General features: G+C 70.6%; 10 protein-coding genes and 2 tRNA genes. 10 read left to right on the forward strand and 2 right to left on the reverse strand.

Annotation, left to right across the window (positions count from 1 at the left end; all coding sequences use genetic code 11):
• Positions 1-55 precede the first annotated feature (55 nt).
• The gene (locus LR948_RS17790; RefSeq protein ID WP_232755438.1) at positions 56-841 is read left to right on the forward strand and encodes a calcium-binding protein; all 786 of its coding nucleotides are present in this window, start codon (positions 56-58) and stop codon (positions 839-841) included.
• Between the two features lie 274 nt (positions 842-1,115).
• On the forward strand, positions 1,116-1,778 hold the full coding sequence (locus LR948_RS17795; RefSeq protein ID WP_232755439.1) for a DUF3047 domain-containing protein: 663 nt from the start codon (positions 1,116-1,118) through the stop codon (positions 1,776-1,778).
• Between the two features lie 13 nt (positions 1,779-1,791).
• Here the strand turns inward: LR948_RS17795 and LR948_RS17800 are convergent, their stop codons facing one another.
• Positions 1,792-2,226, reverse strand: a complete 435-nt coding sequence (locus LR948_RS17800) for a DMT family transporter (protein ID WP_232755440.1) — start codon at positions 2,224-2,226, stop codon at positions 1,792-1,794.
• Positions 2,227-3,036: 810 nt separating this feature from the next.
• On the opposite strand from LR948_RS17800, the gene LR948_RS17805 reads away from it, so the two are divergent.
• Positions 3,037-3,507 carry a cytochrome c gene (locus LR948_RS17805; protein WP_232755441.1) on the forward strand — a complete coding sequence of 157 codons (471 nt, stop codon included), beginning with the start codon at positions 3,037-3,039 and terminating at the stop codon, positions 3,505-3,507.
• Positions 3,508-3,510: 3 nt separating this feature from the next.
• Here the strand turns inward: LR948_RS17805 and LR948_RS17810 are convergent, their stop codons facing one another.
• Positions 3,511-4,098: a TetR/AcrR family transcriptional regulator gene (locus LR948_RS17810; RefSeq protein ID WP_232755442.1), complete on the reverse strand. Its 588-nt coding sequence runs from the start codon at positions 4,096-4,098 to the stop codon at positions 3,511-3,513.
• Between the two features lie 107 nt (positions 4,099-4,205).
• On the opposite strand from LR948_RS17810, the gene LR948_RS17815 reads away from it, so the two are divergent.
• The 7 genes from LR948_RS17815 to LR948_RS17845 all read left to right on the forward strand — a co-directional run bounded on the left by LR948_RS17815 (position 4,206) and on the right by LR948_RS17845 (position 9,727).
• Complete coding sequence (locus tag LR948_RS17815) at positions 4,206-4,490, forward strand: hypothetical protein (protein ID WP_232755443.1); 285 nt, start codon at positions 4,206-4,208, stop codon at positions 4,488-4,490.
• 359 nt (positions 4,491-4,849) lie between these two features.
• A complete protein-coding gene (locus LR948_RS17820) occupies positions 4,850-6,136 on the forward strand; it encodes a homoserine dehydrogenase (RefSeq protein ID WP_232755444.1) in 1,287 nt (428 codons plus the stop codon).
• 3 nt (positions 6,137-6,139) lie between these two features.
• Positions 6,140-6,565: an NUDIX hydrolase gene (locus LR948_RS17825; RefSeq protein ID WP_232755445.1), complete on the forward strand. Its 426-nt coding sequence runs from the start codon at positions 6,140-6,142 to the stop codon at positions 6,563-6,565.
• Between the two features lie 59 nt (positions 6,566-6,624).
• On the forward strand, positions 6,625-7,590 hold the full coding sequence (glpX, locus tag LR948_RS17830) for a class II fructose-bisphosphatase (protein ID WP_232755446.1): 966 nt from the start codon (positions 6,625-6,627) through the stop codon (positions 7,588-7,590).
• 71 nt (positions 7,591-7,661) lie between these two features.
• Entirely contained in the window at positions 7,662-9,416 is a 1,755-nt protein-coding gene (gene recJ / locus LR948_RS17835; RefSeq protein WP_232755447.1) for a single-stranded-DNA-specific exonuclease RecJ, read from the forward strand.
• Between the two features lie 56 nt (positions 9,417-9,472).
• Positions 9,473-9,547: transfer RNA gene (locus LR948_RS17840), tRNA-Glu, on the forward strand.
• A gap of 105 nt (positions 9,548-9,652) precedes the next feature.
• Positions 9,653-9,727: transfer RNA gene (locus tag LR948_RS17845), tRNA-Glu, on the forward strand.
• Positions 9,728-10,138: the final 411 nt, after the last annotated feature.

Genomic DNA, 10,138 nt, shown 5'->3' on the forward strand with positions numbered 1-10,138 from the left:
TTCGGCCATATTCAAACCGGATAAACAGGGGGCACGACACCTGCGAGGGCGAGATATGTCGCTTGAACTGATCTTTGCACTGGTGGCTCTCACGCCCCTGGCCCTGGGAACGGGGCTCTTGGGCATTGGCGACGGCGGCGAGGAGGAAGAGGACTTCTCGGGCGATATGGAACCCGAGAGCGACACCTTCCAGGACGTGGGCATGCTCGACATCAACCTCGAGGGCACCGACGAGGCGGATTCCCTTGAAGGCACCGACGACCAGGAGATCGCCAACCTCCTAGCCGACGACGATTTCATCGACGCGCTGGGGGGTGACGACTCGATCCTGGGCGGCCTTGGCGACGACACCATCGAGGGCGGCGAAGGCGACGATCTGCTTTACGGCGAAGAGGGCGACGACGAGATCTTCGGCGCGCTCGGCGACGACACGATCGCCGGCGGCAGCGGCGCGGACCTCCTCTCGGGCGGCGCGGGCAACGACGTGCTGGGCGACGGCGCGGGCCGCGACAGCGACGAGGACGCCGACACGCTCGAGGGCGGCGAGGGCGATGACCTCCTCTACATGGGCGCCGGCGACAGCGGCACCGGCGGCGACGGCGTCGACACCTTCGCGGTCGACGGCTCCGCCGCGATCACCGACTTCGACGCCGAGGAGGACCAGCTGGTCATCCGCTACGACATGGAGCCCGCGCCCGAGGTCGAGAGCCAGCAGGTGACCTCGCAGGGCGTGGTGCTGAACCTCTCGGACGGAACGACGATCACGCTCGACGGTCTGACCGAAGAGGTGCCGCTCGACCGGATCGCCTTCATGGGGCCCGAGGGCGCCGAGGCGCTCTGAGCGCCGGCCCGGAGGCGAACTTGCTTACCCATCGGCCCGCCCATGGCGGGCTTTTCTGTGTCTCGGGCCTGCGGACGGTGGGCTGTCACACGCTCTGACCCGCAGGCACGGGTCTTTGCCCGCAGCCGCCCGCCGAGGGGCGGGCTTCGCACCGGCCCGCCGCGGCTCATCCCGAGCGCCTCTCCGCCCAAGCCAAAGCTTCTCACTCAATCGTTCCTCGCTGAAACAGCTTGCGGCCCTAAGCTCCTGCGCGTCACCGAACTGGAGGAGCATCATGCCGACCCACATCTCCCGCATCCCGGCCCTCGCGGGCCTTCTGGCCGTCCTGGGCCTTGCCGCGCCGCTTCAGGCCGCGCAGGTGCCCTTCAACGACAGCTGGAAGGTGCAGCGCTTCTCGCTCTTCTCGGGCAACGACTACGGCTTCGGCGGCGACAGCCTGTCGGTGGCCTCGGACGGCACCGTCTCGATCGCCTACCGCCCGCTCTCCGAAGGCGCCTGGGGCGCTGAGAGCGCCGGCTGGTCCTGGTCGGTCTCGCAGGGCGTCCCGGCGACGGATCTGACCCAGAAGGGCGGCGACGACCGCAACCTGGCGCTTTACTTCGTCTTCCTGCCCGAGGCCCGCGCCGAGGAGCTGAAGGGCGCCTCGATCACCCGGCTTCTGAACGAGGACGACATCCGCGCGCTGGTCTACGTCTGGGGCGGCGATCACGCCCGTGGTGCTGTGCTGCCGAGCCCCTACCTCGGCGCGCGCGGCAAGACCGTGGTGCTGCGCCCGGCGGGCACCGGCTCGCACCGCGAAAACGTCGATCTCGCGGCGGATTACGCCCGCGCCTTCGGCGGCAGCCCCGAGGCGCTGGTGGGCATCGCGGTCTCGGGCGACAGCGACGATACCGACAGCATGATCCGCGCCGATGTCAGCGGTCTGACGGTGAACTGAGAGGGCAGGGTGCTCAGGCGCGCTGGGTGATCCAGACGCCGAGCGCCATGACCGCGATCCCCGTCGCCCGCGTCAGCGTGAGCGGCGAGGGCCGCGCGCCGAAGAGCCCGAACTGGTCGATCAGCGCCGCCGAGATCAGCTGACCGATCAGCACGAAGAAGACCGCGTTCCCGACCCCGAACTGCGGCGCGATATAGGTGATCGAGAGCACGTAGAAGGCCACGAGGAGCCCGGCGAGGAAGAGGTGCCTCGGCGTGCCCGGCAGCTTCTGAAGTGCTGTCGGGCCGGTGATCAGGGTCACCATGGCCGCGGCCCCGAAGGCCACCACGAAGAGCACCGCCGCGGCCGCCGCGGGCGAGCCGATCCGCACCCCGAGCGCGGCATTGAGCGCGGCGAGGAGCGGGATGCCGATCCCGGCGAGCAGCATGATGGCGGCGTGATGGGCCATGGCGGTCTCCTTTTGCGCGCGACCCTGCCGCGTGGCGGGGCGGTTGTCACGGGGGGATTGTGGTGGGGGGGGTGTTTGGGTCTGGGCGGTTGAACGGAAGCAATGGGCCGATGGGCTGCGCGGGAGAACAATGATGCACTTCGGACCGCGCTCCAACCTTGCCCCCGGAACATGCCCGATTGGCCGGAAACGGCTCAGAAGTTGACGGCCTCGTCTCGCGCCGCGCACCAATTGAGCGCGAACAGCTCTAAAGGTGCCGGGCACAAATTGGGTGGAGAACTTCGAGCCGCACCCCGCGCGCCCTTTGCGCCCGAATAGCATCGAAGATGCCGGGCGCGCGCCGGACCGGCCCTATGGGCCGGCGCTCTTGTGGGTGGCGTGCTTAACTCGCCTCTAGCCCTGACCTTGCTGCCATAAAGCGCCCCGCTCAGAGAACGGCAGCGCCGGCCCCCGGTCCGGCGCGCGCCCTCTGGTGCGCGGGGTGGTGAGGGAGGCGGGACAAGTTGAAAACTGCGGCCCTCCGTGGGCGCTGGTGGTCTGGGTGATGGGCTCGGCTCCGGGTGCGCTTGGATGCAGGGCTCTTGCGCAGGATTGCTCCCAGCCGTGCCACTTATCGCGGGTCCGCCGCCGCAACCGCTCACTCGGACCGCGTCCCTCCGCCAACCTCCCCACTCCGCCCATCCAGCCCCCCCCCCAACCGTCCCACTCAGGCCACGCCCGCACCCATCCGCACCACCCAACCCGATCGAGGCTTGCGCCGCCCACCTCGCCGCGCCAGAGAATTGAACCGGAACAGCACAGGAGGGACCCATGCGCCGCACTATCATCGCCACTTTCGGTCTGGGTCTGAGCCTCGCGGCGCTGGCCGCCTGCGATCCCGGCAGCACCATGACCCCCGCCGCGGGAACCTCCGCCACCACCACGAACGCCGCCATGCCCGGGCCCGCCGAGGGCGCGCGCCTCTACACCCAGTATTGCGCCACCTGTCACGGTGCGGACGGCAAGGGCGACGGACCCATGGCGCGGGCCATGCGGGTGCCGCCGAAGAACCTCACGCTGCTCGCCGTTCGCTCGGGCGACAGCTTCCCCGCCGCGCGGGTGCTCTCGACCGTGGACGGCTACGCGCGTTCGGATCTCGACGGGCCGGGGATGCCGGAGTTCGGAGAGCTGCTCGCGGGCGACCTCGTGCCCTATGACAGCGGCGACGGGGTGGCGACGCCGACCCCGCGCAAGCTGGTCGCGCTGGTGGAATACCTGCGCTCGATCCAGGCCACGCGCTAGGGCTCAGGCGGCGGCGAGCCGGCGGACCATGGCCCAGTAGAGCTCCTCGACCTCGGCCAGGCTCAGCCGCCCGCCGTCGCGATACCAGGTGTTCACCTGGGTCAGCATGCCGATCACCGCGAAGGCGGCGATGCGGGCGTCCTCGATACCGAAGACCCCGGCCTCGCGGCCCTCGCGCAGGATCTCGACCAGCGCTCCCTCGTAGCTGCGGCGCAGCTCCTCGATCTCGGCGAAATGCGCGGGCGTGAGGTTGCGCAGCTCCATGTAGGAAATGAAGACCGCCTGCGGCCGCTCGGAGTTGTAGCGGATGTGGAAGCGGGTGAAGGCCTCGAGCCGTCCCAGCGGATCGGCGGGTTTCGGCCAGTCGTGATAGGCCGCCAGCAGGTCCTCCATATGGGTCTTCAGAAGCGAATAGAGCAGCGTCTGCTTGTCCGGCGTGTAGTTGTAGAGCGCGCCGGCTTGCACGCCGACCCGCGAGGCGATGCGGCGCATGGAGACGGCGGCGAATCCCTCCTTGGCGAAGAGATCCAGCGCCGCGCGTTCCACGCGCGGGCCGGTGATGTCGGAATGCGATCCTCGGGTGCGGGCCATGGGCGGCAGAGTGATATGAACGGATGTTCAGATCAAGCGGCTTCGTCCTTGCCAAGGGGCAGGGGGTCGGGCAAGACAAAGGGAGCTTCGCACCGCAAGGAGAGCGGATGACCCGCGCGCTAGCCCTTCTGGCCTGCACGGCGCTGCTGGCCTGCACCGAGTTTCCCGAGCTCGACGCCACGGCGACGCCGGGGGTGGCCGAGGCCGACTACCCGCGTCTTCTGCCGCTCGACGAGATCCTGAGGGGCGCGCCGCCGCGCGCCACGCCGGACATGCGGGCGAGCCTGGTGTCTCGGGCGGCCGGCCTCCGGGCCCGGGCGGCGGTGCTGCAGGGGCCGGTGATCGACGCCGAGACCCGGGCGCGCATGGCGCGCGGGGTCGCGCGGCCATAGGGCGGGCGCGGGCGGCTTTGCCGGACGCAAGTGGCCGAAGCCTGGACCTGCGCAAACCTGGTGGCGAGATTTCCACGGCACCACGGCACCACGGCACCACGGCACCACGGCACCACGGCACCACAGCAAACGCGGCTGAAGGCCATGCTAACAACCGCCGCCATTGAAAGCGCCGAGGGCAGGGGCCTCCGCCCGTCCCGCAGCACCTCCGCCCAACCGTCCCCCGCGCCCAACATCCCGGCACATAAACCACGCCGCGCCCGCCCGCGTCCCGACAGGGCGCGAGCCCGCGTTGCAGCCCGGCGCCGGACGGGCTAGAGGGGCTCTCGACAGATCACCGCCGGAAGGAGCGCCCTCTCATGTCTGATCCCCTGCGCCTCGGTATTGCAGGTCTCGGCACCGTCGGGGCGGGTGTGGTGAAGATCGTGCGGCAGAAGGCCAACCTCCTGGCCACCCGCACCGGCCGCCCCATCGAGATCGTCGCCGTCTCGGCGCGCAACCGCGACAAGGACCGCGGCGTCCGGCTCTCCGATTACGACTGGGTCGACGACCCGGTGGCCCTGGCCAAGCGCGACGATGTCGACGTGCTGGTCGAGCTCATGGGCGGCTCGGACGGCCCCGCCAAGGCCGCGACCGAGGCGGCGCTGGCCGCCGGCAAGGACGTGGTCACCGCCAACAAGGCCATGCTCGCCCATCACGGCCAGCGGCTCGCCAGCCTCGCTGAGGAAAACGACGCCGTCCTGCGCTTCGAGGCGGCGGTCGCGGGCGGCATCCCGGTCATCAAGGCGCTGACCGAGGGGCTTTCGGGCAACGAGATCACCCGCGTCATGGGCGTGATGAACGGCACCTGCAATTACATCCTGACGCGGATGGAATCGGCGGGGCTGAGCTACCGCGAGGCCTTCGACGAGGCCCATGACCTGGGCTACCTCGAGGCCGATCCCGAGCTCGACGTGGGCGGCATCGACGCCGGCCACAAGCTCGCGCTTCTGGCCTCCATCGCCTATGGCACCCAGGTCGCCTTCTCCGGCGTCACCATGGAGGGCATCGGCAAGGTCTCGATCGACGACATCCGCCAGGCCGCCGACATGGGCTACAAGATCAAGCTCCTGGGCGTGGCGCGGATGACCGGCCGCGGGCTCGAGCAGCGCATGACGCCCTGCCTCGTGCCGCAGACCTCGCCGCTGGGCCAGCTCGAGGGCGGCACCAACATGGTGGTGATCGAAGGCGACATGGTCGGGCAGATCACCCTGCGCGGCCCCGGCGCCGGCGAGGGGCCGACCGCCTCGGCGGTCATGGGCGACGTCATGGACATCGCGCGCGGGCTGCGCATCCCGACCTTCGGCAAGCCCGCGAGCGCGCTGATCGAGGCGCAGCCCGCCAAGATGGTGACGCCCGCGCCCTATTACCTGCGGATGCGGCTACTCGACAAACCCGGCGCGCTGGCGAAGATCGCCACGGCCCTGGGCGAGGCGGGCATCTCGATCAACCGGATGCGCCAGTACGACCATTCCTCGGACACCGCGCCGGTGCTGATCGTCACCCATAAGACCACCCGCGACGCGCTCGACCGCGCGATCGGCGCCATGAGCACCACCGGCGTCCTGTCGAGCGACCCGGTCGCCCTGCGCATCGAGCAGGTCTGAGCGATGATCGAGGCGTCCCTCGCGGTGGTGATCCGCGATGGGCGCGTCCTCCTGGTCCGCCGCGGGCACCGGCCCGACGCCGGGCTCTGGGGCTTTCCCGGCGGCAAGCGCGAGCGGGGTGAAACCGCCCTCGACTGCGCGCTGCGCGAACTTCACGAGGAAACGGGTCTCACGGCGACCGACGGCCAGCGCCTGGGCGCGCTGGAGATTTCCCGCGCCGGGCGCGACTACCGTCTCGACGCCTGGGCCTGCCCAAAGGCCGCGGGCCGCGCCAGCCCCGCCGATGACGCCGAAGAGGCCGCCTGGTTCCCCATCGCCCGGGTCATCGCCGGGGCCCTTTTGATGAGCGCCGATGTCGACCGGCTGACCCTCCGGGCGGCACATCTCGGCCTTGTCGCGCGCCCGGGGGCCCAGACGCGCTTGCGGTGAGCCGCGGCCCCTTGCTAGGAGAGGGCACAACATATTGCCCGAGGATTGGAGCTTTCCGCATGAGCGCGCCCAAGGATTTCAATGACCGTATGCTGTCCCTGGGCCTGGCCCGGGTCGCCGAACAGGCTGCCATCGCCTCGGCCGACTATATCGGCCGGGGGGACGAGAAGGCCGCCGACCAGGCCGCGGTCAACGCCATGCGCGAGCAGCTCAACAAGCTCGACATCCGCGGCACCGTGGTGATCGGCGAAGGCGAGCGCGACGAGGCGCCGATGCTCTACATTGGCGAGGAGGTCGGCGCCGGCCACGGCCCCGAGGTGGACATCGCGCTGGACCCGCTCGAGGGCACGACGCTCACCGCCAAGGACATGCCCAACGCCCTGACCGTGATCGCCATGGGCCCGCGCGGCACCATGCTGCACGCCCCCGACGTCTACATGGACAAGCTCGCCATCGGCCCGGGCTACCCCGAGGGCGTGGTCACCCTGGAGATGTCGCCCAAGGAGCGGGTGGCGGCGCTGGCCAAGGCCAAGGGCTGCCGCGAGGACGAGGTGACGGTCTGCATTCTCGAACGCCCCCGCCACGAGGAGATGATCGCCGAGGTCCGCGCCACCGGCGCCGCGATCCGGCTGATCACCGACGGCGATGTCGCGGGCGTCATGCATACCGCCGACCCGGTGACCACCGGCATCGACATGTACATGGGCTCGGGCGGCGCGCCCGAGGGCGTGCTGGCGGCCTCGGCGCTGAAATGCATGGGCGGCCAGATCTACGGCCGGCTGCTCTTCCGCAACGACGACGAGCGCAAGCGCGCCGAGAAGGCGGGGATCACCGATCTCGACCGGGTCTATACCCGCGACGACATGGTGACCGACAACGTGATCTTTGCGGCGACCGGCGTGACCTCGGGCTCGCTCTTGCCGGGGATCAAGCGCGAGGTCGGCTATCTGACCACCGAGACCATCCTGATGCGCTCCAAGACCGGCTCGGTCCGGCGCATGGTCTACCGCAACCCGACGCGGTGAGCCCCTCGGGCGGCGGGGCCCGGTCTCCGCTGCCTCTCCCGGGACAAGCGTGAAGAAGAAGGGCAGGGCGGTTGAGTTTCCTCGGCATCGAGCAGTCGCTGACGGGCCGGCGCTGGGTCGGACCCGCGCCCGAGGTGCAGCGCCAGGCCGAGGCCCTGGCCCAGGACACCGGGCTTGCGCCCGCGCTCTGCGGCACCCTGGCCCGGCTCGGCGTGACCCCGGGCGCGGCGGAAGCCTTCCTCGAGCCCCGGCTGCGCGACCTGCTGCCCGATCCCCGCAGCCTGCGCGACATGGAGCGCGCCGCCGCCCGGCTGCTCACTGCCGTCTCCCGCCGCGAGCGGATCGCCATCTTCGCCGATTACGACGTGGACGGCGGCGCCTCGGCGGCGCTGCTGATCGACTGGCTGCGGCAGATGGGGCGGCAGGCCACGCTCTATATCCCCGACCGCATCGACGAGGGCTACGGCCCCAATGATGCCGCCATGGCCGAGCTGGCCGCGGGCCATGACCTGATCGTCTGCGTCGACTGCGGCACCCTCAGCCACGGGCCCATCGCGGCCGCGCGCGGGGCGGATGTGGTGGTGCTCGATCACCACCTGGCCGGCGAGACCCTGCCCGAGGCCCATGCGCTGGTGAACCCCAACCGCCAGGACGAGGACGGCGCGCTGGCTCATCTCTGTGCCGCCGCCGTGGTCTTCCTGATGCTGGTCGAATGCGGGCGGCAGCTGCGCGAGGCGGGCGCGGGCGGGCCGGACCTCATGCAGATGCTCGACCTCGTGGCGCTGGCGACCGTGGCCGATGTTGCGCCCCTGCGCGGGGTGAACCGGGCGTTGGTGCGCCAGGGCCTTGCCGTCATGGCCCGGCGCGGGCGTCCGGGGCTGGTGGCCCTGGCCGATGTCTCGCGGCTCGAGACCGCGCCGAGCGCCCATCACCTGGGCTTCGTTTTGGGCCCGCGGGTCAACGCCGGGGGGCGCATCGGGGCCGCCGATCTCGGCGCGCGGCTTCTGGCGACGGAAGATCCGCACGAGGCCGCGGCGATAGCCGAGAAGCTCGACCTTCTCAACACTGAGCGCCGCGAGATCGAGGGCGAGGTCCGCGCCGCGGCGCTCGACCAGGCCGAGGCCCGGGGCCTCGACGCGCCGCTGGTCTGGGCGGCCGGCGCGGGCTGGCATCCGGGCGTCGTGGGCATCGTCGCCTCGCGCCTCAAGGAGATGACCAACCGCCCCTCCGTGGTGATCGGTCTCGACGGCGACGAGGGCAAGGGCTCGGGCCGCTCGGTCGCGGGCGTCGATCTTGGTGCGGCGGTGCAGCGGCTGGCCTCCGAGGGGCTCCTGCTGAAAGGCGGGGGCCACAAGATGGCGGCCGGGCTGACCGTGGCGAAGGATCAGCTCGAACCGGCCATGGCGCGGCTCGCGGAACTTCTGGCTAAGCAGGGCGCGGGGCAGGGCGGCGCCGCCGACCTGGCGCTCGACGGTCTGCTGATGTGCGGCGCGGCCAACCCCGAGCTGATCGAGGCGGTGGAGCGCGCCGGCCCCTTCGGCGCGGGCGCCCCGGCGCCGCGCTACGTCTTTCCCGACGCGCAGATCCTGTTCGCCAAGGAGGTCGGCACCGGCCACCTCAAGCTGACCTTCGGCGACGGGCTCGGCGCGCGCATCGACGCCATCGCCTTCGGGGCCTTCGACGGCCCGCTCGGCCAGGCGCTGAAGGACCACAGGGGGCAGCGCTTCCACCTCGCAGGGCGGCTCGAGATCAACGAATTCCGCGGCCGCCGCAACGTGCAGCTGCGCCTCGAGGATGCCGCGACGCCGGTCGACAAAAATTCCTGAAAATCCCTCTTGCAGGGGCGCGCCGCTTTTTCTAAACACCGCCCACGCCACGGCATGGCCCGTTCGTCTATCGGTTAGGACGCCAGGTTTTCAACCTGGAAAGAGGGGTTCGATTCCCCTACGGGCTGCCACCTTCCCGCGGTGATCCTCGGGCCTTCGGGCCGGTCGGATCGGGGAGGGGCGGCAAACCCGCTTGCCGCGGGCCGCGCGACGGTCTAGGTGGCGGGGCACAGGACGGCCCGTTCGTCTATCGGTTAGGACGCCAGGTTTTCAACCTGGAAAGAGGGGTTCGATTCCCCTACGGGCTGCCACTTCCTTCTTGTGACATTGCGATGAGTGCCGCGCCGCGCCCCATGGGCGTTGGGCGCTGTTTGCGTGGCGGGCGCTTCGGGCTGTGGTCTGTGGCGCAGAGCCGGCGGGGCAGGGGGCTTTGCAGTGAATGGCCACCCCTTCGGGCCGCTCCGTCTTTCCTAAAGTAGTCACCCCTTCAGCGAGTCGCCTGTGCTCTTCTGCTAAGAGGGGCGTGCACCCCTCTCTTCGCAGGGTCGGGCAGGGCCCAAGACGCCCCGAAGGGTAGGGCGCCCGCAGATCCCCAGGCCGTGACTCGCCGCGCCCACCGCCGGGAACCGCACTCCCCAGTCCAGCAAAGCCCCCAAACCCAGCTCCCGCCAAGCTACCACCCGCGAAAAATGCCCCATGCGCAGGCCCTTGGCGGAAATCCG

This window comes from Roseivivax sp. GX 12232, from assembly GCF_021272185.1.
Classification (GTDB): Bacteria; Pseudomonadota; Alphaproteobacteria; order Rhodobacterales; family Rhodobacteraceae; genus Roseivivax.

What these genes read in the sequence shown, in the direction of transcription:
- LR948_RS17790 (WP_232755438.1), top strand. Translation starts at nt 56, where the DNA reads ATGTCGCTTGAACTGATCTTTGCACTGGTGGCTCTCACGCCCCTGGCC.
- LR948_RS17795 (WP_232755439.1), top strand. Translation starts at nt 1,116, where the DNA reads ATGCCGACCCACATCTCCCGCATCCCGGCCCTCGCGGGCCTTCTGGCC.
- LR948_RS17800 (WP_232755440.1), bottom strand. Translation starts at nt 2,226, where the DNA reads ATGGCCCATCACGCCGCCATCATGCTGCTCGCCGGGATCGGCATCCCG.
- LR948_RS17805 (WP_232755441.1), top strand. Translation starts at nt 3,037, where the DNA reads ATGCGCCGCACTATCATCGCCACTTTCGGTCTGGGTCTGAGCCTCGCG.
- LR948_RS17810 (WP_232755442.1), bottom strand. Translation starts at nt 4,098, where the DNA reads ATGGCCCGCACCCGAGGATCGCATTCCGACATCACCGGCCCGCGCGTG.
- LR948_RS17815 (WP_232755443.1), top strand. Translation starts at nt 4,206, where the DNA reads ATGACCCGCGCGCTAGCCCTTCTGGCCTGCACGGCGCTGCTGGCCTGC.
- LR948_RS17820 (WP_232755444.1), top strand. Translation starts at nt 4,850, where the DNA reads ATGTCTGATCCCCTGCGCCTCGGTATTGCAGGTCTCGGCACCGTCGGG.
- LR948_RS17825 (WP_232755445.1), top strand. Translation starts at nt 6,140, where the DNA reads ATGATCGAGGCGTCCCTCGCGGTGGTGATCCGCGATGGGCGCGTCCTC.
- glpX (WP_232755446.1), top strand. Translation starts at nt 6,625, where the DNA reads ATGAGCGCGCCCAAGGATTTCAATGACCGTATGCTGTCCCTGGGCCTG.